Genomic DNA, 22,514 nt, shown 5'->3' with positions numbered 1-22,514 from the left:
TTTTCTCTTCAACCGAACCGGCTGTTTGTGTGAAGTGATTCACATCCGCCGTGTCAGTGGGAGCGCATTATAGGGAGTTCGTCGGAAGTAGCAAGGGTTAAAATAGAAAAATCTTATCGACCGCTCACTATTTGAACTTTTCGCTTATTCCTCTTTTTATCATTGAAGCCGCCATCCCAGTGTTCATGCGGCCTGCAGCGTAGTTAACGCGAAAATTGGTTTTTGGCAAAAAAGTGATTTTTCTCTCTTACCCAACGCCATTATCGCGCCGATGGTGAATTAAGCGCCACTCTTGACCCACGACAAAGCGCCCGCGCGGCCCCCCTTCCTATAATCAGGCCCGTTTCTTCTTACTGGTAATAATCGATGGCTTATCAACTCAACATTAACTGGCCCGAGTTTTTAGAGAAATACTGGCAAAAGCAGCCGGTGGTTTTAAAAAACGCGTTTCCGGACTTCGTCGACCCGATTACCCCGGACGAGCTGGCCGGATTAGCCATGGAGCCGGAAGTCGACAGCCGGCTGGTCAGTCTGACCAACGGTAAATGGCAGGCCAGCAATGGACCTTTTGAACATTTCGACGGCCTGGGCGAGACCGGCTGGTCGCTGCTGGCCCAGGCGGTAAACCACTGGCATATGCCGGCCGCCGAGCTGGTGCGACCGTTCCGCGTACTGCCGGACTGGCGTCTGGACGACCTGATGATCTCCTTCTCCGTCCCCGGCGGCGGCGTCGGGCCGCATATCGATCAATATGACGTCTTTATTATTCAGGGCATGGGCAGCCGCCGCTGGCGCGTGGGGGATAAGCTGCCGATGCGTCAGTTCTGCCCGCATCCGGCACTGCTGCACGTCGACCCGTTCCCGCCGATCATTGATGAAGATCTACAGCCGGGCGATATCCTCTATATTCCACCGGGATTCCCGCACGATGGGATCACCCAAGAAACCGCGCTGAACTACTCCGTCGGCTTCCGCGGGCCCAACGGCCGCGACCTGATCAGCAGCTTCGCCGACTATGTGCTGGAGAACGATCTTGGCGGCGAGCACTACAGCGATCCGGACCTCACCTGCCGCGAGCATCCTGGCCGGGTTGAAGAGTATGAACTCGAACGTCTACGCGGCATGATGATCGACATGATTCGCCAGCCGGAAGACTTCAAACAGTGGTTCGGCAGTTTCGTCACCACCCCGCGTCACGAGCTGGATATTGCGCCGGCGGAACCGGCATATGAAGAAGAGGAAGTGGTCGATGCGCTGCTGGGCGGCGAAAAGCTCTCCCGCCTGAGCGGCCTGCGCGTTCTGCATATCGGCGACAGCTTCTTCGTGCATAGCGAACAGCTGGACACCACCGATGCCGAAGCGCTGGATGCGCTGTGCCGCTATACCTCATTAGGTCAGGAAGAGCTCGGCAGCGGCCTGCAGAATCCGGCGTTCGTGAGCGAACTGACGCGGCTGATTAATCAGGGCTACTGGTACTTCGAAGAGTAAGAGAGTCGCGATACTGCGAGCAGCCGCCTGGCGCTGCCCGCTGGCTTTCAGCCGTTATTACACCTGTTTCGGCAACACTACAATAAACCGCGTCGAGCGCAGATCGGACTGCGCAGCCACGCTGCCGTGGTGGGCGCTGACGATGGATTTCACTATCGCCAGGCCGATGCCGCTGCCCTCCCCTTTGCGCTGGCGCGAGGGGTCGACGCGATAGAAACGGTCAAACAGCCGCGGCAGATGTTCGGCGGCAATCGGCGTACCGGGATTCTCCACCACCAGGCGGACCGTCTCCGCGCTTTCGCTCAGCGCGATCGTCACCGCCTGGCCAGCCGGGGTGTAGCGGATCGCGTTCGACAGCAGATTGCTGATCGCCCGCCGCAGCATCAGCGGATCGCCAATCACCCGGCAGGGGCTGCCGACAAAGCACAGCGCCACCGCCTTCTCTTCCGCCCACGCCTCGAAAAACTCAAACACCTTATGCACTTCCTCAGCCAGATCCAGTTCCCGCTGTTCGGGGATCAGCTGGTTGTTATCGGCCTGGGCGAGAAACAGCATATCGCTGACCATCCGCGACATACGCGAGAACTCTTCGAGATTGGAGTAGAGCACCTCTTCCAGCTCCTGCTGGCTGCGGCTCTGGCTTAAGGCGATTTCGGTTTGCGTCACCAGGTTGGTGATCGGCGTGCGGATCTCATGGGCGATATCGGCGGAGAAGTTCGACTGACGGGTAAAGACATCCTCCATCCGCTCCAGCATGTGGTTAAAGGAGAGCGCGAGCCGCTCCAGTTCGATAGGCACCGCCTGCGGGTCAAGGCGCACGTCGAGATCCCGCGAGGTAATATTCTGGATCTGCCGGCTGATCTGGCGGATCGGTTTATGTCCCTGATAGACCACAAACAGCACGATGGCGATGATCAGCAGGCTGATTATCGACGCGGCGGAAATCAGCTTCGCTTTCAGCTCATTAATATAGTGCAGGTGAAAATCGATGGATAAGGCCATCAGCAGTTGGTACGCCGGTTTGCCGTCCGCCTGCTTGCCCAGCGGCAGCATGATCAGCCGCCAGGCGCGGGTCTCCATTTGATGATTATCGTGCGCCATTGCCCGCGGCTGCGGGTCGGTCCATGAAATCACATTCCCGTCGCGCAGCTGCATCGCCAGGCCTGGCGTACTCAGCATATGGCTGAGATCCGGCCCGTTGGGCGACTGGAACAGAATATTGCCCTGCCCATCGTCCAGGCAGATAAAGACGTTGGCGTAACCCGCAATGATATTCTTCACGATCTCCAGCCGCCGCGCCTGCGGGTAGTCAGCGTGGTCGAGGACCGTCTCCAGGGTGGTGCTGAGCTGCCTGAGATCGTGAACGTCGCGCTCTTCAAAGTGGGCCTTCACCGAATGGATCATGATCCAGGTGAAGGCAAAAAAGGCGATGATGGTGGCGAGGCTAATAAAGAAGCTCAGCCGGGTGGCCAGGGAAAAGGGGCGCTTAGCAGCCATCCGGCACCTCAAGCATATAGCCGACGCCGCGCACGGTCTGGATCAGCTTCGGCTCGAAGTCGTTATCGATTTTGGCGCGCAGCCGCTTCACCGCCACGTCTATCGCGTTGGTATCGCTGTCGAAATTCATATCCCACACCTGCGAGGCAATCAGCGAACGCGGCAGCACCTCGCCCTGATGGCGCAGGAAGAACTCCAGCAGAGTGAACTCCTTGCTGGTCAGGGTGATGCGGGTGGCGCCGCGCGTCACCTTACGGCTGACCAGATCGACGCTGAGATCCGCCGCCTGAAACTGGCTTTCGACAATAACCGCCGCTCCGCGGCGCAGCAGCGTCCGCACCCGCGCCAGCAGTTCCGCAAAGGCGAACGGCTTCACCAGATAGTCGTCGGCGCCCAGCTCCAGCCCCTTCACCCGATGCTCAATGGTGCCCAACGCGGTAAGCAGCAGGATCGGCATGCCTTTCCCGGCGGCGCGCAGCATGCGCACGATATCCCAGCCGTTCACGTCCGGCAGCATGATGTCGAGGATCAGCAGATCATAGTCACCGGTCATCGCCAGGTGATAGCCGTTAAGGCCGTTATCGGCCAGGTCGACGACGAAGCCAGCCTCGGTGAGCCCTTTGGTCAGGTACTCCCCGGTTTTCTTCTCATCTTCGACAATCAAAATCTTCACCGCAGGCTCCTTCACGCGCGTTCTGTGCGGGTATTCAATTTTAGAGGAGCGCCTCCGGATAGCAATGAAATATCAGGAAAATGACAGCTTTGTCATTTTCCTGTCACGTCCTGAACAGAGGCCGCTACGTAAAGTAGCCGCCATGGATAAATCGTCGAAAACGTCTGCCGCCATGCGCCCAATAACGCGTCTTACCCTCAGCGTGATACTCGCCTTAACCGGCTGTGTCTCGCTCGCTCCGGACTACCAGCGCCCCGCCGCGCCGGTACCGCAGCAGTTCTCTCTCAGCCAGAACAAGCTGGTGACCGCAACCGCGGGCTATCAGGAGACCGGCTGGCGCACCTTTTTCGTCGACCCGCAGGTGAAAAGCCTGATTGGCACCGCGCTGACCAACAACCGCGATCTGCGGATGGCGACGCTGAAAGTGCAGGAAGCCCGCGCCCAGTATCGGGTGACCGATGCTGACCGCTACCCGCAATTGAACGGTGACGGCAGCACCACCTACGGCGGCAAGCTTAAAGGCGACACCACCACCAGCAACGATTACGCTGCCGGCCTGAATCTCAGCTATGACCTCGACTTCTTTGGCCGGCTGACAAACCTTAGCGAGGCCGACCGGGAGAACTTCTTCGCCAGCGAAGAGGCCCGGCGCGCAGTGCATATCCTGTTGATTGCTAACGTTTCACAAAGCTACTTCAACCAGCGGCTGGCGGCAGCGCAGCTGCAGGTGGCCAACGATACCCTGCAAAACTATCAGCAGTCTTACGCGTTCGTTGAAAAACAGCTGCTGACCGGGAGCACTACCGTGCTGGCGCTGGAGCAGGCGCGGGGGATGATCGAGAGCACCCGCGCCGATATCGCCAGACGGCAGGGCCAGCTGGCGCAGGCTAATAACGCTCTGCAGCTGTTGCTCGGCAGCTATCAACCTCTGCCGGACGATAGCGCCAGCAGCGCCGTCGATCTGCAAGGCGTTACCCTGCCGCCATCGCTCTCCTCAGCGATCCTGCTGCAGCGGCCGGATATTTTAGAGGCCGAACACAGCCTGCGGGCGGCCAACGCCAACATCGGCGCCGCGCGGGCGGCCTTCTTTCCGTCGATCACCCTGACCAGCTCGCTCTCCGGTAGCAGCAGCGAGCTCGCCAGCCTGTTTAACGCCGGCAGCGCGATGTGGAACTTCATCCCCAAAATCGACATACCGATTTTCAACGCCGGGCGCAATCAGGCCAACCTCGATCTGGCGGAGATCCGCCAGCAGCAGCAGGTGGTCAACTACGAGCAAAAAATCCAGTCCGCCTTTAAAGAGGTAGCCGACGCGCTGGCCCTGCGCCAGAGCCTGGCCGATCAAATTGCCGCACAGGAGCGCTATCTCGCGTCGCTGAATATCACCCTGCAGCGCGCCACCGCGCTCTATCGCCACGGCGCGGTCAGCTACATCGAAGTGCTGAGCGCCCAGCGCGATATTTTCACCACCCGACAAACCCTGCTGGAACTCAACTATTCCCGTCAGGCAAATGAAATCACCCTGTTCACCGCCCTCGGCGGCGGCTGGATGGAATAACCCAAGGAGTCCCGATCATGAATTCACTGTCTAAAGTCGCCCTGTTCACTCTGATTTCTGGCGCGGTGTTCGCCGTCCAGGCCGCCGACCCGCACGCCGGCATGGCGATGCACGAACAGCCCGCCGCCGCGCAGACGCAAAGCATCAGCGGCAAAGGGGTCATTAAAGCCATTGATATGGATAGCAAAAAAATCACCATCGCCCACGAAGCCATCCCGGCGGTGAACTGGCCGCCGATGACCATGCGCTTCACCATCACCCCGCAGACCCAGCTCAACAATGTGAAGGACGGCGACAGCGTGGACTTCACCTTCGTTCAGCAGGGCAACCTGTCGCTGCTGCAGGATATTCGCGCCCACTAATGGCCCGGCGACGGCAAGCCTCTCAACGACGGAATGGACAACACATGGCATCCCTGACACTGAAAAACACGGCGCTGATCCTCGGCAGCATGGCGATCGGCGGCGCGCTCACCGCAGCGCTGTATACCCGGACTGCGGCGCCCCACGATGCTGCCGCAGCCGCCCCGACGGCCGAGCAGCAACGTAAAGTGCTGTTCTGGTACGATCCGATGTACCCGAACACCCGCTTTGATAAACCGGGTAAATCGCCGTTTATGGATATGGACCTGGTGCCGAAATACGCCGATGAGGAGAGTGCCGCCGCCGGGGCGCCGGGGGTGCGTATCGACCCGACGCAGACCCAGAATCTTGGGGTGAAAACCGCCGCCGTCACCCGCGGGCCGCTGCGCTACGCCCAGACATTCCCGGCCAACATCAGCTACAACGAGTACCAGTACGTGATTATGCAGGCGCGGGCGGCGGGCTTTATTAATAAAGTCTATCCCCTGACCGTCGGCGACAAAGTGCAACAAGGTACGCCGCTGCTGGAACTGACCATCCCGGACTGGGTGGAAGCGCAGAGCGAATACCTGCTATTGCAGGAGACCGGCGGCACCGCCACCCAGGTCGAGGGGATCCTCGAGCGGCTGCGTCTCGCCGGAATGCCGGACGACGATATCCGCCGCCTGAAAGCCACGCGCAAGATCCAGACCCGTTTCACCCTCAAGGCGCCCATCGACGGGGTGATCACCGCCTTCGATCTGCGCGCCGGAATGAACATCGCCAAAGATAACGTGGTGGCGAAAATTCAGGGCATGGATCCGGTGTGGGTCAGCGTGGCGGTCCCCGAGTCCATCGCCTGGCTGATCAAAGATGCCTCGCAGTTCGCCATTCAGGTTCCCGCCTGGCCGGACAAAACCTTCCGCATCAGCAAATGGACGATCCTCCCCAGCGTCGATAGCGCCACCCGCACCCTGCAGCTGCGCCTGCAGGTCAACAACCCGGATGAAGCGCTGAAGCCGGGGATGAACGCCTATCTGCAGCTGACCAGTGAAAGCGAACCGATGCTGCTGATCCCCTCCAAAGCGCTGATCGACAGCGGCAGCGAGCAGCGGGTAATCACCGTGGATAACGAGGGCCGCTTCGTGCCGAAGCGGGTCCAGGTCTTCCATGAATCCAATGGCGTCACGGCCATTCGCAGCGGGCTGCAGGAGGGCGAGAAAGTGGTCGCCAGCGGCCTGTTCCTGATCGACTCGGAAGCCAATATCGCCGGCGCGCTGGAGCGCATGCGCGCGCAGGCCCCGGATGCCGTTGCCCCTGCCGCCCACGCGCACTGAGGAAAGGAACCATGATTGAATGGATTATCCGCCGCTCGGTGGCCAACCGCTTCCTGGTGATGATGGGCGCGCTGTTTCTCAGCCTCTGGGGGACCTGGACCATCGTCCATACGCCGGTGGACGCCCTGCCGGATCTCTCCGACGTACAGGTGATTGTCAAAACCAGCTACCCGGGACAGGCGCCGCAGATCGTCGAAAACCAGGTCACCTGGCCGCTAACCACCACCATGCTGTCGGTGCCCGGCGCCAGAACGGTGCGCGGCTTCTCGCAGTTTGGCGACTCTTATGTGTATGTGATTTTTGAAGACGGCACCGATCCTTACTGGGCGCGCTCACGGGTGCTGGAGTATCTCAACCAGGTACAGGGCAAACTGCCCGCCGGGGTGAGCGCCGAAATGGGCCCGGATGCCACCGGCGTCGGCTGGGTCTTCGAGTACGCGCTGGTCGACCGCAGCGGCAAGCACGATCTCGCCGAACTGCGCTCCCTGCAGGACTGGTTCTTAAAATACGAGCTGAAAACCATTCCTAACGTCTCAGAAGTGGCGTCGGTGGGCGGCGTGGTCAAGGAGTACCAGATTGTCGTCGACCCGATGAAGCTGACCCAGTACGGCATCAGCCTCGGCGAGGTGAAATCGGCGCTGGACGCCTCTAATCAGGAGGCGGGCGGCTCTTCGGTCGAACTGGCGGAAGCCGAATATATGGTGCGCGCCAGCGGCTATCTGCAGACCCTCGACGACTTCAAAAACATTGTGCTGAAAACCGGTGACACCGGCGTGCCGGTGTATCTCGGCGACGTCGCGCGGGTACAGGTCGGCCCGGAGATGCGCCGCGGTATCGCCGAACTGAACGGCGAAGGCGAAGTGGCCGGCGGGGTGGTGATCCTGCGCTCCGGCAAGAACGCCCGGGAAGCGATCTCGGCGGTCAAAGAAAAACTGGCGTCGCTGCAAAGCAGCCTGCCGGAAGGGGTTGAAGTCGTCACCACCTACGACCGCAGCCAGCTTATCGACCGCGCCATCGACAACCTCAGCCACAAACTGCTGGAAGAGTTTATCGTCGTCGCCCTGGTCTGCGCCCTGTTCCTGTGGCACGTACGCTCGGCGCTGGTGGCGATTATCTCCCTGCCGCTCGGCCTGTGCTTCGCCTTTATCATGATGCATTTCCAGGGACTCAACGCCAACATCATGTCGCTGGGCGGGATCGCCATTGCGGTGGGAGCGATGGTCGATGCCGCCATCGTGATGATTGAGAACGCCCACAAGCGGCTGGAGGAGTGGGCGCATCAGCATCCGGGAGAGAAGCTCGGTAACGACAGGCGCTGGAAAATCATTACCGACGCCTCGGTGGAGGTTGGCCCGGCGCTGTTTATCAGCCTGCTGATCATCACCCTGTCGTTTATCCCCATTTTCACCCTCGAAGGCCAGGAGGGCAAACTGTTCGGCCCGCTGGCCTTCACCAAAACCTGGTCGATGGCCGGGGCGGCGCTGCTGGCGATCATGGTGATCCCGATCCTGATGGGCTTCTGGATCCGCGGCAGGATCCCGGCGGAGAGCAGCAACCCGCTGAACCGCTTTTTGATCCGCATTTATCATCCGCTGCTGCTGAAGGTGCTGCACTGGCCGAAGACCACCCTGCTGATCGCGCTCCTGTCGATCCTGACGGTTGTCTGGCCGCTTAACCGGGTCGGCGGCGAGTTTCTGCCGCAGATCAACGAGGGCGATCTGCTGTATATGCCGTCAACGCTGCCGGGGATCTCCGCCTCGCAGGCGGCGGATATGCTGCAGAAGACCGACAAGCTGATCATGACGGTGCCGGAGGTGGCGCGGGTGTTCGGCAAAACGGGTAAGGCAGACACCGCTACCGACTCCGCGCCGCTGGAGATGGTGGAGACCACCATTCAGCTCAAGCCGCAGGATCAGTGGCGGCCGGGGATGACCCTGGAGAAGATCGTCGACGAACTGGACAAGACCGTGCGCCTGCCGGGGCTGGCGAACCTGTGGGTGCCGCCGATCCGCAACCGCATCGACATGCTCTCCACCGGCATCAAGAGCCCGATTGGCATTAAGGTTTCCGGCACTAACCTGGCCGATATCGACGCCATCGCCGGGCAAATTGAGGTGGTGGCGCGCAGCGTGCCGGGGGTTACGTCAGCATTAGCCGAGCGGCTGGTGGGCGGGCGCTACCTCGACATTGATATCCAGCGTGAGAAGGCGGCCCGCTACGGCATGACCGTCGGCGACGTGCAGCTGTTCGTCTCGTCCGCTATCGGCGGGGCGATGGTCGGCGAAACGGTGGAGGGCGTCGAGCGCTATCCGATCAACATCCGCTACCCGCAGAGCTATCGCGACAGCCCGCAGACCCTGCGCCAGCTGCCGATTCTCACCCCGCTGAAGCAGCAGATCGTCCTCGGCGACATCGCCGAGGTGAAGGTGGTCAGCGGGCCATCGATGCTGAAGACCGAGAACGCCCGCCCCACCAGCTGGATCTACATCGACGCCCGAGACCGTGACATGGTGTCAGTGGTGCACGATCTGCAGCAGGCCATCGGCAAAGCGGTGAAGCTGAAGCCGGGCATCAGCGTGTCGTATTCCGGGCAGTTCGAGCTGCTGGAGCGCGCCAATCAGAAGCTGAAGCTGATGGTGCCGATGACGCTGATGATTATCTTTGTGCTGCTGTACCTGGCGTTCCGCCGCGTCGGCGAGGCGCTGCTGATCATCGCCAGCGTGCCGTTCGCCCTTGTGGGCGGGATCTGGTTCCTCTACTGGATGGGGTTCCATCTGTCGGTAGCCACCGGCACCGGCTTTATCGCCCTGGCCGGGGTGGCCGCGGAGTTTGGCGTGGTGATGCTGATGTACCTGCGCCACGCCATCGAGGCCGAGCCATCGCTGGAGAACCCGCGTACCTTCAGCGTCGAGAAGCTCGACGAGGCGCTGTATCAGGGGGCGGTGCTGCGCGTGCGGCCGAAGGCGATGACCGTGGCGGTGATTATCGCCGGCCTGTTGCCGATTTTGTGGGGCACCGGCGCCGGGTCGGAGGTGATGAGCCGCATCGCCGCGCCGATGATTGGCGGAATGATCACCGCCCCGCTGCTGTCACTGTTTATTATTCCGGCGGCTTATAAGATGATGTGGCTGTCCCGGCATCGGGGCAAGCGCGGCCGATAGCCCGCCGCGTTTACGCCGGTCCGGGAAATTGGCTATAGTGGCGCCATTCTTCTGGCCGGCGTGAACGTCTCTATGAATCTGAACCTGGTATGTTATTCCCTGCTGCTGCTCACCGCCGTGGGCAGCGCCCTGCTGCCCTACCCGCTGGCGATGTGGTTTTTACTGAGCAGCCTTCTGACATGGCTTATCTATGGCGCCGACAAGCTGGCGGCACGCAAAGCCTGGCGCCGGGTACCGGAAACCACGCTGCTGGTGCTGGGCCTGGTGGGAGGCTGGCCGGGGGCCATCCTCGGCCAGCAGTGCTTTCGTCATAAAACGCAAAAGCAGCCCTTCCGGACGTGGTTTTTCATCAGCGTGGCGCTGAACGTGGCGGCGCTGGCCGGGCTGTACGTGGTTTATACCCACCTGCTCAGCCGCTAAGGGGCGAGGCTAGCGCGGCGTCTGGCGGATCCACACCAGGCGATCGACGTCAAAGCCCAGCTCGCGCGCGGTATTCAGGTAATCCTGCTTCACCGCCGCCGGAATGGTGGGGGTGCGCGACAGGATCCAGAGATAGTCGCGGTTGGGGCCGCTGACCAGCGCGTACTGGTAGTCGTCGTCCAGACGGATAACGTTATAGCCGCCGTAGAATGGTCCGAAGAAAGACACCTTCAGCGCCGCGGTGGTGGGGGCGCCGGTGAAATAGGCTTTCCCGTCGCTTTCATTCCAGCGTTTTTTAACCGGGTCATAACCGCGATTGACGACGCTGATCCCCCCGTCGCTGCGGGCGCCGTAGGTGGCGGTCACCTGCTCCAGGCCTCGCTCGAAGCGATTCTCCAGGCGAGCGACCTCATACCATTTTCCAAGATAACGGCTGGCGTCAAACCCGCTAATCGGCTGTACGCCCTTCGGCGGGGTGGGCGATTTGCAGGCCACGAGGGTCAACGCGATAGCGACGCCAGTGACAACAGGCCATAGCTTCATGAGAACTCCTTTCATTTACGCGGTTGGGGGAAAGTGTAGTGCAAAGCCGCTACACTTCACGCCAGCCGACGTGATTCGTAGTATATTGAGAATATTCTTTGTTAACAGGTGGCCTCCATGCCTTACTCCATCGGCGAATTTGCCCGACTTTGCGGGATAAATGCGACCACGCTTCGCGCCTGGCAGCGCCGCTACGGCCTGCTTAAGCCGCTGCGCACCGATGGTGGACACCGTCTGTACAGCGATGACGACGTCCAGCAGGCGCTGAAGATCCTCGACTGGGTGAAAAAAGGGGTGCCGGTTAGCCAGGTGAAGCCCCTGCTGTCGCGCCCCGGCGCGCGGCGCACCAACAACTGGCTGACGCTGCAGGAGACCATGCTGCAGCGGCTGAAAGAGGGAAAAATCGAGTCCCTGCGCCAGCTTATCTACGATGCCGGGCGCGAATATCCGCGTCAGGAGCTGGTGACCGAGGTGCTGCGTCCGCTGCGCAGCCAGGTCTCCGCCAACGTACCGGCCATCATGACCCTGCGCGAAATCCTCGACGGCATCATCATCGCCTACACCTCGTTTTGCCTCGAAGGCGATAAGAAGGCGCCCGGGGATAACTTTCTGATCACCGGCTGGCACCTGACCGACGCCTGCGAAATCTGGCTTGAGGCGCTCAAGCGTACCGGCCAGGGTCATCGCATCGACGTCCTGCCGGTGCCTCCTGCCGCCCTGGCGCCGGAGATTTTTCCCCAGCGCAACTGGCTGCTGGTCACCAGCGGCAAACTCTCCGCCGCTCGTCAGAGGCAGATCGAACTCTGGCAGCAGCAGGTCGTCTCCCTCGAGGTGATCCCGCTCTAACCCCCTGTTTTCACTTACCTCCACGCTCTGTTCCGCCAGCGCCCGGTGGCGCGGCGGGCGCACGCTTGCCCTTTGCGCCACGCGTGATTTTCACCCTTTAAAACACCAATCATAACCAAATGATTTTTAACATAAATAAAATATATTTTTCCACAAACTTGGACAAATAATTTTATTTGTGTAAGTTTTAAGTATGCCATTACGCCACCGTGTTTAGCCAGGATGTGATCCATGAGCACCTCGCCGTCCGTGATTCGTCGTTTCGTTGAGTACTACGCCGGGCTGGATGCGCAGCCGCCCTCGGCGCTGGCCGCGCTGTACCATCCGGACGCGACGCTGAGCGATCCTTTTGGTCAGCACCAGGGGCTGTTTGCCATCCAGCGCTACTTTACCCATCTGCTGGCCAACGTAGAGCAGTGCCGGTTCACCATCGACACGCCGCTCTGCGACGGTCAGCGGTTCGCCGTGACCTGGACCATGCACTGGTCGCATCCGCGCATTGCCGGCGGAGAAACGCTGGCCCTGCCGGGCTGCTCGGTGGTGGACATCGCCGGGGAGCAGATTCTCCATCAACGCGACTACTACGACGCCGGGGAGATGATCTACGAGCATCTTCCCCTGCTGGGCTGGGCGGTACGCGGCGTGAAACGGAGGGTGCGCTCATGATGACGGTGCTTATCACCGGCGCCAGCTCCGGAATTGGCGCCGGCCTGGCGAAATCCTTCGCGACGGATGGCCACCTGGTCATCGCCTGCGGGCGCGATGCGTCGCGCCTGACGGCGCTGCAGCAGTTCAGCCCCAACATCAGCGCGCGCCTGTTCGATATGACAGACAGGGACGCCTGTCGCCAGGCGCTGACGGGCTGTTTTGCCGACCTGATCATTCTCTGCGCCGGCACCTGCGAATACCTCGATCACGGACAGGTGGATGCCGCCCTCGTGGAGCGGGTGATGGCCACCAACTTCCTTGGGCCGGTGAACTGCCTGGCGGCGCTGCAGACGCAGCTGGAGGCTGGCGATCGGGTGGTGCTGGTCAGCTCCATGGCGCACTGGCTGCCCTTCCCGCGCGCGGAAGCCTATGGCGCCTCCAAGGCGGCGCTGACCTGGTTTGCCAACAGCCTGCGTCTTGACTGGGAGCCGAAAGGGGTCGCCGTCACGGTGGTCTCTCCAGGCTTCGTCGACACCCCGCTGACGCGCAAAAACGACTTTGCCATGCCCGGCCGGGTGAGCGTGGATCGGGCAGTGGCGGCGATCCGTCACGGCCTGGCGAAGGGAAAAAACCACATCGCCTTCCCCACCGGTTTCAGCCTGGCCCTGCGGCTGCTGGCCAGCCTGCCGTCAGGTATGCAGCGCCTGCTGTTGCGCAGGATGGTGCGCTCATGAACATCGCCATCATCGGCAGCGGCATCGCCGGGCTGACCTGCGCCTGGCGGCTGGCCGGACACCATCAGGTGACGCTGTTCGAAGCGGGCGCCACGCCGGGCGGCCACACCGCCACCGTGGATGTCGCCACGCCGCAGGGCACCTGGGCCATCGATACCGGATTTATCGTCTACAACGATCGCACCTATCCGCGCTTTATGGGCCTGCTCAGCGAGCTGGGGATCGACGGGCAAAAAACGCAGATGAGCTTCTCGGTCCACAACCCAGTCAGCGGCCTGGAGTACAACGGCCACAGCCTGACCTCGCTCTTCGCCCAGCGACGCAATCTGCTGAAGCCGGCCTTCTGGGGGCTGCTGAGCGAGATCGTCCGCTTCAACCGGCTGGCAAAACTGGCGCTGACCGAGGCGCTGGATCCGGGCGCGACGCTGGAGAACTTCCTCTCCCGCCACCGTTTTAGCCCCTTCTTCGCCCGCCACTATATCCTGCCGATGGGGGCGGCCATCTGGTCGTCGTCGCTGCAGGAGATGCGCCGCTTCCCGCTACCGCTGTTTTTGCGCTTCTTTGAGAACCACGGTCTGCTGGATATTCGCGATCGTCCGCAATGGTACGTGGTGCCCGGCGGTTCCCGGGAATACGTCCGCGCCCTGCTTGCCAGGCTCGGCGATCGCCTGGACCTGCGGCTCAACGCGCCGGTGCAGCAGGTGGACCGTCACCCGGCGGGAGTTATCCTGCGGCTGGCGTCCGGGGAGGCGCATTTTGACCAGGTGATCTTCGCCTGCCACTCCGCGCAGGCGCTGGCGATGCTGGCGGCGCCCACCGACGCCGAGCGTGAGGTGCTGGGGGATATCGGCTGGCAGCGCAACGAGGTGGTGCTGCACAGCGATCCGCGCTGGCTGCCGGAGCGCCAGCGCGCCTGGGCCAGCTGGAACTATCGCCTGAGCGACGGGGATCGGGCCCGGGCCTGCGTCACCTACAACATGAATATTCTCCAGGGGCTGCCTGCGGGCGCCCCCCTGTTCTGCGTCACTCTGAACCCGGACGCGCCGGTGGACGATCGCTTTGTCTGGCAGCGCTTCGTCTATGAGCATCCGCTGTTTAACCCGCAAAGCTGGTCGGCCCAGCTGCGGCGCGAAGAGATTAACGGCCAGCAGCGGAGCTGGTACTGCGGGGCCTACTGGTACAACGGCTTTCATGAGGACGGGGTACGCAGTGCGCTCGACGTGGTGCAGGGCATCGCCGCGGCGGAGGACAACTGAAATGAACAGCTGCCTCTATCAGGGCGTCCTGCGCCACCGTCGCCTGCAGCCGAAGGCGCACCACTTCGTCTACCGCCTGTTTATGGCCTGGCTCGACCTCGACGAACTGGACAGGCTGCCTGAGGCGGGCATCCGTCGCAACCGCCTGGCCGCCGCCGCCTGGTACGACGCCGATTATCCGCTGGGCGCGCCACTGAAGGCTCAGGCGCTGAACCGGCTGGAGAGCCTGACCGGCTGCCGCCCGGCGGGCCGCGTGATGCTCCTGACCCAGCTGCGCTACTTCGGCTTCCATTTTAATCCGGTCAACTTTTACTACTGCTATGACGAGGCCGACACCCTGCGCTGGGTGCTGGCCGAAGTGCGCAACACGCCATGGAATGAGCGTCATTACTACGCGGTGGACGGCCAGCAGGCGCGCCCGCTGGAGAAAGCCTTTCACGTTTCGCCGTTTAACCCGATGGACATGGTCTATCACTGGCGCTTCAACGCGCCGGGCAAAACGCTGCACATGCACATTGAAAACCATCAGGCCAGCAAGGTGTTCGACGCCACGCTGGCCCTGAGCCGCGTGCCATTGACCCGCGCCAACCTGCGCGGGCTGCTGCTGCGTCTGCCGATGATGACCCTGAAAACCGTCCTCGCCATCTACTGGCAGGCGCTGCGGCTGTGGCTGAAGCGCGTGCCGCTGTACAACCATCCTGTCAGCAGGAGTGAACGCTCATGACCGATCCCGTCTTTGCGCTTGAACCCGATGTGCCGCGCAACGTGCGGCTCGCGCGCTGGCTGCTTTTTCGTCTGTTGAGCGGCCTCCGCGAAGGCTCGCTCACCGTGCGCGAAGGGGCGCAGACATTTCATTTTGGCGACCCCGCCGCCGCGCTGCGCGCTGAGGCGCGGGTCTGCACGCCGGAGGTGTACTGGCGTCTGCTGACCGGCGGCAGTCTCGCGGCGGCCGAGGCCTGGATGGACGGCGACTGGGAGAGCCACCAGCTGACGGCGCTGTTGCAGATCCTCGCGCGCAACGGCGAGGTGCTGGGGCGTCTGGAGCGCGGCTTTCGTCTGCTGGGTAAGCCAGTCGCCCGCCTGCGCCACTGGACTCGCCGCAACACCCGCGCCCAGGCGCGGGAGAACATTGCAGCCCATTACGACCTCGGCAACGAATTTTATGCCCACTTTCTGGATGACGACCTGCTCTACTCCAGCGCGCTGTTTACCGACGACCAGCAGGATCTGACCCAGGCCCAGCGGGCCAAGATGGCGCGTCTGTGCGACCAGCTGGCGCTCAACCCCGGCGATCATCTGCTGGAGATTGGCACCGGCTGGGGGGCGCTGGCCGAATACGCCGCCCGCCATTACGGTTGCCGGGTCACGACTACCACCCTTTCCCGGGAGCAGCACCGCTGGGCTACCGAGCGCATGGCCCGCGCCGGGCTGCAGGATCGCGTCGAGGTGCTGCTCTGCGACTACCGCGATCTGCGCGGCGAGTACGACAAACTGGTGTCGGTGGAGATGATTGAGGCGGTGGGCCAGCGCTACCTCCCGGCCTTCTTCCGCACCTGCCAGGCGCGCCTGCGCCCGGGCGGTAAAATGGCCCTGCAGGCGATCACCATTCAGGATCAGCGCTATCGCGACTACAGCAAAAGCGTCGATTTTATCCAGCGCTACATCTTCCCGGGCGGCTTTTTGCCCAGCATCACGGCAATGAGCGAGCTGATGACCCGCCATACCGATTTTGTGGTGCGCAACCTGTTCGACATGGGCCCGGACTATGCCCGCACCCTGGCGCACTGGCGGCAGCGTTTTACCCACGCCTGGCAGGATATTGAAAAGCTCGGCTTTGATGAGCGCTTCCGCCGGATGTGGCTCTACTACTTCGGCTATTGCGAAGCCGGATTTAACGCCCGCACCATCAGCGTGGTGCAGCTCACCGCGGAGCGGGTATGACACGCCCGGCGCAGCACCTGCTGATGGCCCTCGCGTTCGATGTTTACTGGACGCTGGTGGTGATGTTGCGCGAGCGCGGCCTGCTGATCTGGCTGACGCTGGCCATCTTCGCCTGGCTGCGGTTGCCGGCGGCCAGTCGTCCGCCCGCCCTGCTGCTGGCCGCGGCGGGCTGCGGGCTTGACGCCTGCTGGGCGCTGGCGGGGCTGATTGATTTTCCCGGCGACAGCCTGCTGCCCCTGTGGATGGTGGCCCTGTGGCTGATGTTCGCCGTCGTCTGGACCCGACTGACCCGCGCCGCGACGCTTCCCGGCTGGGTGCTGGCTACGGCGGCGACCCTCGGCGGCCCGGTGGCCTACCTGATCGGCGCTCGCCTCGGAGCCATGACCCTGCTGGTGCCGACGGCGCTTGCTGTGGCCGCCATGGCCTGCGGCTGGCTGGTGATCATGCTGCTGTTCCATCTGGGGATGGGGAGGCAAAAATGAGATTCGCCCTGTTACTGCTATGGCTGACCGTCCTCGCCCCGGCGGCCCACGCCGCCGACTGGCTGGCGTGGCGCCGCGTCGGCGAGGCGACCCTCACCTGGGGGCCGTTCACCGTCTATCACTCACAGCTGCGCACGCCCAATGGTCGGTATGACGGCCCGCAGCAGGATCGGGCGCTGATCATCACCTACCAGCGCGACATCGATCGCGAGGCGCTGGTGGACGCCACCCGCGACCAGTGGCAGGCGCAGGGTATTCTGCAGCAGGAGCCACGCAGCGAAGCCTGGCTGCGCATGCTGCAGGGGCTCTGGCCGGACGTCGCGCCGGGCAGCCAGCTGGCGTTCGTGGTCCGCGGCGGCGAGGGGCAGTTCTGGTACCGCGCCAGCGCCGCACAGACCGCCTTTACCCCGCTCGGCCCGCGCCAGTCGGCGGCGTTCAGCACCCGCTTTCTCGCCATCTGGCTCGATCCACGCACCACTTATCCCGAACTGCGTCAGCAGTTGATCGGAGGTACTCCATGAAACGCATTCTGACCCTTGGCCTGGCGCTGCTGATGCTGATGCTCGCCGGCTGCAGTACCGAGGTCACCGAATACCGGCAGCAGCAGCCCACCCTCGACATCTTTCACTATTTTCAGGGCCGAACCGAGGCGTGGGGGATGGTGCAGGATCGCGACGGCAAGCAGCTGCGCCGCTTCCATGTTGAGATCGATGGCGACGTCGTCGGCGACACCCTGACGCTCCATGAGCGCTTTGTCTATGACGATGGCGAGAAGCAGCAGCGGGTATGGCGCATTCGCCGCACCGGCGATAACCGTTATCAGGGCACCGCCGGGGATATCGAAGGCGTGGCCAGCGGCCAGGCGGCAGGCAATGCCTTTCACTGGCGCTACAGCATGAACGTCGAGGCCAGCGGCAGCCGGTGGCTGCTGCACTTTGACGACTGGATGTACCTGCAGGACGGCAGCCATTTGTTTAACAAAACCGAGATGAAGAAATTCGGCATTACGGTCGCCACCGTGACCCTTTTCTTTACCCGAACCACAGCAGAAGAGAGGACAGCGCCATGAACACGCAACCTGTCATTGGGATCAGCGGATGTTTAACCGGCTCAGCCGTGCGATTCGACGGCGGGCATAAGCGTATGGGCTTTGTGATGGATGAGCTCGCGCAGTGGGTGGCGTTTAAGCCCGTCTGCCCTGAGATGGCGATCGGCCTGCCCGTACCACGCCCGGCGCTCCGCCTGGTGCAGACTCCGGTCGGGGAGATCCGCATGCGCTTCAGCCACGCCCCGCACGAGGATGTGACGGAGAAGATGGCCGATTTTGCCAACGCCCATCTGGCAACTCTGGGCGAGCTGTCGGGCTTTATCGTCTGCGCCAAATCGCCGAGCTGCGGGATGGAGCGCGTGCGGCTGTATGACGAAAAAGGCAATCGCGGGCGTAAGGAAGGCGTGGGGCTGTTTACCGGCGCCCTGATCGCGCGCTACCCGTGGCTGCCGGTGGAAGAGGATGGCCGGCTGCACGATCCGCTGCTGCGGGAGAATTTTGTCGAGCGCGTTTTCGCCCTGCATGAACTCAACGCCCTGCGCGCCCGCGGCCTGACCCGCCACGGCCTGCTGGCCTTTCACAGCCGCTACAAGCTGCAGCTGCTGGCTCACCACCAGGCGGGCTACCGCGAGATCGGCCCGTTCGTCGCCTCGCTGCATGAATGGGAGGATCTGGAGGCTTTCTTCGAGGTCTACCGTGAGAAGCTGATGGCGATCCTCAAGCGGCCCGCCTCGCGGAAAAACCACACCAACGTGCTGATGCATATTCAGGGTTATTTCCGCGACCAGCTGAACAGCCGCCAGCGCGGCGAGCTGCGGGAGGTGATCCTCAACTATCGCGCCGGGCTGCTGCCGATCCTCGCGCCGCTGACGCTGCTTAAGCACTATCTGGCCGAGTATCCGGATCGCTACCTGCAGGCGCAGAACTATTTTGACCCCTATCCGCAGGATCTGGCCCTGCGCCTGACGGTGAACTGAGGGGGGATGGGCCAGCTGCCCGGCGGCGCTACGCTTGCCGGGCCTGGGGGGGAGCCCGCAGGAAGGAACGTAGGCCGGATAAGGCATTTATGCCGCCATCCGGCGCAACCGCGGGTATGGCGCCTGACCGCCCGGCGGCGCTGCGCTTGCGCGGGCCTACGTGTGTGAGCCTGCGGGAAGGAACGTAGACCGGATAAGGCGTCAGCCGCCATCCGGCATAAATGGAGCGCACCAGTCGTAGCCCGGCTAAGCGTAGCGCCAGCCGGGAACGCTCCTTCGGCAACGCTATCGCATCAGAACCACGCCTCAAACATCCCGCCGACGTTCAGCGAATCCAGCTGCTGGTCCTGGGTGCCGTTCACCTTCGCGGTATGCTCATTGTCCACCTGGCCGCCGGTCACGTAGAAGCGCAGCATCGGGCGGAACTCCGGCCCCATGCCGATGGCGATGTTCTGCGACAGCGTCAGCTTCCAGCCGTGGTTATTCCCGCCCTGGTCGTAGTCCACGCGCTGGTAGCCCGCTTCCAGCCAGGTGGAGTGCACGTCGTTCCAGAAGTACATCGGCCGCACGATGGCGCCGTAGTTTTTACGGTTGTCGGTGTTGTCCCTGCCGTTGTCGTAGTCGTGGAAGGCCAGCAGATATTCCACCTGCGCCTGCTGGGTGAACTTATGGCTGCCCTCGAAGCTGGCGTAGACCGTGGTCAGGTCGTCGGTTTTGTTGTAGACGCTGTTATCCGAGTTGTCGGAGTAGCGCAGGATCACCTTGTTCACCCCGCTGTCGTTGGTGTGGCTCAGCACCAGCCCGCCCTGCCAGGCTTCGAGGCGCGCGTCGCTGTCCACCGCCTTCGAGTCAAAGCCGTAGTTGGCGTACACCTCGACGTCGATCGGCCCGGCCTTGATGTTGTGGGTTTTGGTGGTCAGCGCGTAGTGGCCGTTGTCGCCGGTGTCGGAGCTGCCGGTACAGGTGATGCGCGACGGGTTGGTTTCATCGGCCATCACTTCCGGGCTACAGGATTTCACCTGCGAGACCGCCGCCACGTCGAACTGCACGCCGCCGATATCAAAGTTCTTCACCCCGGCGCCCTGGCCGTCGTGGTTCATCCAGAAGTAGTCGTTGATCCCCTGTTGCGGACGCTGGTGGAAGTCGCGGCCGGCCCAGATATAGGCGTTGGGGTTGGATTCCAGCACGTTGGTGACGCCGACGTAGGCCTTCTTCAGGTTAACCTCGTCGCTCCAGTGGTCGAACATCACGTTAAGATCCCAGATAGCCCCCTGCGCGCTTTTGAAGGCCTTGCTGATCTGGAATTCGCCGCCGTTGCTTTCGTTGCCCAGGCGGCCGATCGCCGAGGCGCCGTTATAGGAGCCGTCGACTCCGACATATTTCTGGTCGCCGGTCTGGAAGTGGGCGCCATAGCGGGCGTAGCCGCTGAACTTGAGGCCGAACGGAATGGCCATATCCGGCGAGGCGGCGGTGGTCTGCGGGTTGGTGATCACGTCGACCTTTTTGTCGGCCGCGGCGTCGATTTTCGCCTGGCGGTCGGCCAGCGCTTTATCAACGGCTTTGGCGACGATGGCGTCGATCTGTTCCTGAGTAAATTCTTGCGCCATTACAGAGGTAAGCGGAAAAAACGCGGCGATAACCGCCATGGTTAATGGAAGTTTTTTTATCATTGTCATGAGTTTCTCAATATAGGTTAATTTTATTCAGACAATAACCAGCCTATTCTGAGCTGACAGAATATATCGCTATCATCAGAACAAGTTATTTTTTATTTTGTACGGTCACAGAGGCATTACACAATTATCGCGACTCTTCCTCCTTCACTAATATTAAACAGGTGGCACAATAGCAGAACCATCCGCACAGCGGATTGTTCATCTATAGACAGTCAAACAGATAGCCTTGCGGCGCAGACAGCATAAATACAACACGAACCAATAAAGGCTATTTCCCGGCAGCGGGCAGATGGCGGAATATATGCCCCCGCAGGGGCATATCAGCCAAATTTAACCAAAGATATAGGTATTGACGAGATTTTCGAGTAATTCCTGACGCCCGCTGTGATGCTGCGGATTCAGATTATGCTGCTCAGCGTACCGGGCAATATTATCCAGCGACATGCGGCCGGCCATAATTTGTTGCCCCAGCTCGCCCTGCCAGCCGGCATAGCGTTTTGCCAGAGCCCGATCGAGCTTGCCATCCTCAATCATGCGCGCGGCCAGCTTGAGGGACAGCGCCATCACGTCCATAGCCCCAATATGGCCATAGAACATGTCGTATTTGTCGGTGCTTTGCCGGCGAACTTTGGCGTCAAAGTTCAGGCCGCCGGTGGTGAATCCCCCGGCTTTGAGGATCTCGTACATCACCAGAGTATTTTCTTCCACGCTGTTCGGGAACTGATCGGTATCCCAGCCGAGCTGCGCATCGCCGCGGTTGGCATCAACGGAGCCGAAAATGCCCAGCGCGATGGCGCTGGCGATTTCATGATGGAAAGAGTGCCCCGCCAGGGTGGCGTGGTTGGCTTCAATGTTCACCTTGATCTCATTTTCCAGACCAAACTGCTTCAGGAAGCCATACACCGTCGCGACATCGTAATCGTATTGATGCTTGGTGGGCTCCTGCGGTTTCGGCTCGATAAGCAGCGTGCCGCCAAAGCCAATCTTATGCTTGTGCTCCACCACCATCTGCAGGAAGCGGCCAATCTGCTCGCGCTCCTGGCGCAGGTCGGTATTCAACAGCGACTCGTAACCTTCGCGGCCGCCCCACAGCACATAGTTTTCGCCGCCGAGCTGGTGGGTGGCGTTCATGGCGGTCACCACCTGCGTGGCCGCCCAGGCAAACACCTCCGGATCGGGGTTGGTCGCCGCCCCGGCGCCGTAGCGCGGGTGGGTAAAGCAGTTGGCGGTGCCCCACAGCAGTTTCACGCCGGTTTGCTGCTGTTTCTCCGCCAGCACTTCGGTCATCACGGCGAAATTATGCAAATACTCTTTCAGCGACGCGCCTTCTGGCGAGACGTCGACATCATGGAAGCAGTAATACGGCACGTTGAGCTTGTAGAAAAATTCAAACGCCACGTCCGCTTTGCGTTTGGCCATTTCCAGCGCATCGCCCGCGGCCTGCCAGGGACGCTCAAACGAGCCGGCGCCAAACATATCCGCGCCATTCCAGCAGAAGTTATGCCAATAACAGGCGGCAAAACGCAGATGATCTGCCATGCGTTTTCCCAGCACGATTTCATCCGGATTATAGTGGCGAAACGCCAGCGGATTATCGGTTTTAGGTCCGGCAAAAAGAACGCGTTCGAGCTGGTCAAAATAAGTTTGCATGATGAACTCCGAAATTGAGGAAGCCGAAAATTAACAACTGTGACACATCGTGTATTCTCATCGTCGGTTGCTCAATTACGTTATTTCACTCAGCGATTAAGAAAATGCTCAAATGTGAGCCATCTCGCAAATAAAACTATTTTAAATATCTCGCTTCGCGCGCGTATAGCGTACACTTCCTGGGGAATTCAGGTGAACATAGCGAATTAAAATGCCGGTTTTGTCACATTGCATATCT

The 22,514-nt window shown here is 61.5% G+C and carries 21 protein-coding genes; 16 read left to right on the top strand and 5 right to left on the bottom strand.

The genetic code is table 11. The features are described from left to right. Positions 1-366 precede the first annotated feature (366 nt). Positions 367-1,488, top strand: coding sequence for a cupin domain-containing protein (locus ABLU73_RS21330; protein ID WP_264924796.1), 1,122 nt, complete (start codon positions 367-369; stop codon positions 1,486-1,488). Positions 1,489-1,545: 57 nt separating this feature from the next. Here the strand turns inward: ABLU73_RS21330 and ABLU73_RS21325 are convergent, their stop codons facing one another. Together ABLU73_RS21325 and cusR are read right to left on the bottom strand one after the other, a co-directional pair. Continuing rightward, positions 1,546-2,985: a Cu(+)/Ag(+) sensor histidine kinase gene (locus ABLU73_RS21325; RefSeq protein ID WP_264924797.1), complete on the bottom strand. Its 1,440-nt coding sequence runs from the start codon at positions 2,983-2,985 to the stop codon at positions 1,546-1,548. Further along, positions 2,975-3,658 (bottom strand): copper response regulator transcription factor CusR, encoded by a 684-nt coding sequence (gene cusR, locus ABLU73_RS21320; protein ID WP_049092870.1) that lies wholly within the window; start codon positions 3,656-3,658, stop codon positions 2,975-2,977. Before cusR ends, ABLU73_RS21325 begins: the two co-directional genes overlap by 11 nt. Positions 3,659-3,830: 172 nt before the next feature. On the opposite strand from cusR, the gene ABLU73_RS21315 reads away from it, so the two are divergent. The 5 genes from ABLU73_RS21315 to ABLU73_RS21295 all read left to right on the top strand — a co-directional run bounded on the left by ABLU73_RS21315 (position 3,831) and on the right by ABLU73_RS21295 (position 10,475). Continuing rightward, on the top strand, positions 3,831-5,216 hold the full coding sequence (locus tag ABLU73_RS21315; RefSeq protein WP_064178660.1) for an efflux transporter outer membrane subunit: 1,386 nt from the start codon (positions 3,831-3,833) through the stop codon (positions 5,214-5,216). A 17-nt stretch (positions 5,217-5,233) separates the two neighbouring features. Further along, positions 5,234-5,578, top strand: coding sequence for a cation efflux system protein CusF (gene cusF, locus ABLU73_RS21310; RefSeq protein WP_017900885.1), 345 nt, complete (start codon positions 5,234-5,236; stop codon positions 5,576-5,578). Between the two features lie 44 nt (positions 5,579-5,622). Next, positions 5,623-6,894 (top strand): efflux RND transporter periplasmic adaptor subunit, encoded by a 1,272-nt coding sequence (locus ABLU73_RS21305; protein WP_062914085.1) that lies wholly within the window; start codon positions 5,623-5,625, stop codon positions 6,892-6,894. An 11-nt stretch (positions 6,895-6,905) separates the two neighbouring features. Continuing rightward, positions 6,906-10,055 carry a CusA/CzcA family heavy metal efflux RND transporter gene (locus ABLU73_RS21300; protein WP_264924798.1) on the top strand — a complete coding sequence of 1,050 codons (3,150 nt, stop codon included), beginning with the start codon at positions 6,906-6,908 and terminating at the stop codon, positions 10,053-10,055. A 72-nt stretch (positions 10,056-10,127) separates the two neighbouring features. Next, entirely contained in the window at positions 10,128-10,475 is a 348-nt protein-coding gene (locus ABLU73_RS21295; RefSeq protein WP_017900888.1) for a DUF1294 domain-containing protein, read from the top strand. Positions 10,476-10,484: 9 nt separating this feature from the next. Here ABLU73_RS21295 and ABLU73_RS21290 read toward each other — a convergent pair whose 3' ends face one another. Continuing rightward, positions 10,485-11,018 (bottom strand): lipocalin family protein, encoded by a 534-nt coding sequence (locus ABLU73_RS21290; RefSeq protein WP_002887259.1) that lies wholly within the window; start codon positions 11,016-11,018, stop codon positions 10,485-10,487. Between the two features lie 117 nt (positions 11,019-11,135). Between ABLU73_RS21290 and ABLU73_RS21285 the strand changes: the two genes are divergently transcribed. From ABLU73_RS21285 to ABLU73_RS21240, 10 genes are all read left to right on the top strand, one after another. Then, entirely contained in the window at positions 11,136-11,864 is a 729-nt protein-coding gene (locus ABLU73_RS21285; RefSeq protein ID WP_004206722.1) for a MerR family transcriptional regulator, read from the top strand. A 231-nt stretch (positions 11,865-12,095) separates the two neighbouring features. Further along, positions 12,096-12,530, top strand: coding sequence for a nuclear transport factor 2 family protein (locus ABLU73_RS21280; RefSeq protein ID WP_016946719.1), 435 nt, complete (start codon positions 12,096-12,098; stop codon positions 12,528-12,530). Further along, positions 12,527-13,246: an SDR family NAD(P)-dependent oxidoreductase gene (locus ABLU73_RS21275; RefSeq protein ID WP_023342511.1), complete on the top strand. Its 720-nt coding sequence runs from the start codon at positions 12,527-12,529 to the stop codon at positions 13,244-13,246. Before ABLU73_RS21280 ends, ABLU73_RS21275 begins: the two co-directional genes overlap by 4 nt. Then, positions 13,243-14,502, top strand: a complete 1,260-nt coding sequence (locus ABLU73_RS21270; protein WP_264924799.1) for an FAD-dependent oxidoreductase — start codon at positions 13,243-13,245, stop codon at positions 14,500-14,502. Before ABLU73_RS21275 ends, ABLU73_RS21270 begins: the two co-directional genes overlap by 4 nt. A 1-nt stretch (position 14,503) precedes the next feature. Continuing rightward, positions 14,504-15,226 carry a DUF1365 domain-containing protein gene (locus ABLU73_RS21265; RefSeq protein ID WP_004888758.1) on the top strand — a complete coding sequence of 241 codons (723 nt, stop codon included), beginning with the start codon at positions 14,504-14,506 and terminating at the stop codon, positions 15,224-15,226. Further along, positions 15,223-16,443 (top strand): cyclopropane-fatty-acyl-phospholipid synthase family protein, encoded by a 1,221-nt coding sequence (locus ABLU73_RS21260; RefSeq protein ID WP_023319628.1) that lies wholly within the window; start codon positions 15,223-15,225, stop codon positions 16,441-16,443. The genes ABLU73_RS21265 and ABLU73_RS21260 overlap by 4 nt, the downstream gene beginning before the upstream one ends. Beyond that, positions 16,440-16,925 carry a DUF2878 domain-containing protein gene (locus ABLU73_RS21255; protein WP_023317475.1) on the top strand — a complete coding sequence of 162 codons (486 nt, stop codon included), beginning with the start codon at positions 16,440-16,442 and terminating at the stop codon, positions 16,923-16,925. Before ABLU73_RS21260 ends, ABLU73_RS21255 begins: the two co-directional genes overlap by 4 nt. Continuing rightward, positions 16,922-17,446: a hypothetical protein gene (locus tag ABLU73_RS21250; RefSeq protein ID WP_032412917.1), complete on the top strand. Its 525-nt coding sequence runs from the start codon at positions 16,922-16,924 to the stop codon at positions 17,444-17,446. Before ABLU73_RS21255 ends, ABLU73_RS21250 begins: the two co-directional genes overlap by 4 nt. Beyond that, positions 17,443-17,994: a DUF3833 domain-containing protein gene (locus ABLU73_RS21245; protein ID WP_119620992.1), complete on the top strand. Its 552-nt coding sequence runs from the start codon at positions 17,443-17,445 to the stop codon at positions 17,992-17,994. The genes ABLU73_RS21250 and ABLU73_RS21245 overlap by 4 nt, the downstream gene beginning before the upstream one ends. After that, entirely contained in the window at positions 17,991-18,950 is a 960-nt protein-coding gene (locus ABLU73_RS21240; protein ID WP_119620991.1) for a DUF523 and DUF1722 domain-containing protein, read from the top strand. The genes ABLU73_RS21245 and ABLU73_RS21240 overlap by 4 nt, the downstream gene beginning before the upstream one ends. Before the next feature lie 293 nt (positions 18,951-19,243). Here the strand turns inward: ABLU73_RS21240 and ABLU73_RS21235 are convergent, their stop codons facing one another. Both ABLU73_RS21235 and xylA read right to left on the bottom strand, forming a co-directional pair. Next, on the bottom strand, positions 19,244-20,626 hold the full coding sequence (locus ABLU73_RS21235) for a carbohydrate porin (RefSeq protein ID WP_101994203.1): 1,383 nt from the start codon (positions 20,624-20,626) through the stop codon (positions 19,244-19,246). A gap of 330 nt (positions 20,627-20,956) precedes the next feature. After that, positions 20,957-22,276 carry a xylose isomerase gene (xylA, locus tag ABLU73_RS21230; RefSeq protein ID WP_017900971.1) on the bottom strand — a complete coding sequence of 440 codons (1,320 nt, stop codon included), beginning with the start codon at positions 22,274-22,276 and terminating at the stop codon, positions 20,957-20,959. Positions 22,277-22,514: the final 238 nt, after the last annotated feature.

The sequence above is a fragment of the Klebsiella sp. GG_Kp175 genome (assembly GCF_040062325.1).
In the GTDB taxonomy this organism is placed as follows: Bacteria; Pseudomonadota; Gammaproteobacteria; order Enterobacterales; family Enterobacteriaceae; genus Klebsiella; species Klebsiella quasipneumoniae.
The sequence above is the reverse complement of the archived record's forward strand: the minus strand, read 5'-3'. Positions and strand labels throughout refer to the sequence as shown.

Excerpts from the sequence above, each read along its gene's own strand:
- ABLU73_RS21330 (WP_264924796.1), top strand. The coding sequence starts at position 367 with ATGGCTTATCAACTCAACATTAACTGGCCCGAGTTTTTAGAGAAATAC.
- ABLU73_RS21325 (WP_264924797.1), bottom strand. The coding sequence starts at position 2,985 with ATGGCTGCTAAGCGCCCCTTTTCCCTGGCCACCCGGCTGAGCTTCTTT.
- ABLU73_RS21315 (WP_064178660.1), top strand. The coding sequence starts at position 3,831 with ATGCGCCCAATAACGCGTCTTACCCTCAGCGTGATACTCGCCTTAACC.
- cusF (WP_017900885.1), top strand. The coding sequence starts at position 5,234 with ATGAATTCACTGTCTAAAGTCGCCCTGTTCACTCTGATTTCTGGCGCG.
- ABLU73_RS21305 (WP_062914085.1), top strand. The coding sequence starts at position 5,623 with ATGGCATCCCTGACACTGAAAAACACGGCGCTGATCCTCGGCAGCATG.
- ABLU73_RS21300 (WP_264924798.1), top strand. The coding sequence starts at position 6,906 with ATGATTGAATGGATTATCCGCCGCTCGGTGGCCAACCGCTTCCTGGTG.
- ABLU73_RS21295 (WP_017900888.1), top strand. The coding sequence starts at position 10,128 with ATGAATCTGAACCTGGTATGTTATTCCCTGCTGCTGCTCACCGCCGTG.
- ABLU73_RS21290 (WP_002887259.1), bottom strand. The coding sequence starts at position 11,018 with ATGAAGCTATGGCCTGTTGTCACTGGCGTCGCTATCGCGTTGACCCTC.
- ABLU73_RS21285 (WP_004206722.1), top strand. The coding sequence starts at position 11,136 with ATGCCTTACTCCATCGGCGAATTTGCCCGACTTTGCGGGATAAATGCG.
- ABLU73_RS21280 (WP_016946719.1), top strand. The coding sequence starts at position 12,096 with ATGAGCACCTCGCCGTCCGTGATTCGTCGTTTCGTTGAGTACTACGCC.
- ABLU73_RS21275 (WP_023342511.1), top strand. The coding sequence starts at position 12,527 with ATGATGACGGTGCTTATCACCGGCGCCAGCTCCGGAATTGGCGCCGGC.
- ABLU73_RS21270 (WP_264924799.1), top strand. The coding sequence starts at position 13,243 with ATGAACATCGCCATCATCGGCAGCGGCATCGCCGGGCTGACCTGCGCC.
- ABLU73_RS21265 (WP_004888758.1), top strand. The coding sequence starts at position 14,504 with ATGAACAGCTGCCTCTATCAGGGCGTCCTGCGCCACCGTCGCCTGCAG.
- ABLU73_RS21260 (WP_023319628.1), top strand. The coding sequence starts at position 15,223 with ATGACCGATCCCGTCTTTGCGCTTGAACCCGATGTGCCGCGCAACGTG.
- ABLU73_RS21255 (WP_023317475.1), top strand. The coding sequence starts at position 16,440 with ATGACACGCCCGGCGCAGCACCTGCTGATGGCCCTCGCGTTCGATGTT.
- ABLU73_RS21250 (WP_032412917.1), top strand. The coding sequence starts at position 16,922 with ATGAGATTCGCCCTGTTACTGCTATGGCTGACCGTCCTCGCCCCGGCG.
- ABLU73_RS21245 (WP_119620992.1), top strand. The coding sequence starts at position 17,443 with ATGAAACGCATTCTGACCCTTGGCCTGGCGCTGCTGATGCTGATGCTC.
- ABLU73_RS21240 (WP_119620991.1), top strand. The coding sequence starts at position 17,991 with ATGAACACGCAACCTGTCATTGGGATCAGCGGATGTTTAACCGGCTCA.
- ABLU73_RS21235 (WP_101994203.1), bottom strand. The coding sequence starts at position 20,626 with ATGACAATGATAAAAAAACTTCCATTAACCATGGCGGTTATCGCCGCG.
- xylA (WP_017900971.1), bottom strand. The coding sequence starts at position 22,276 with ATGCAAACTTATTTTGACCAGCTCGAACGCGTTCTTTTTGCCGGACCT.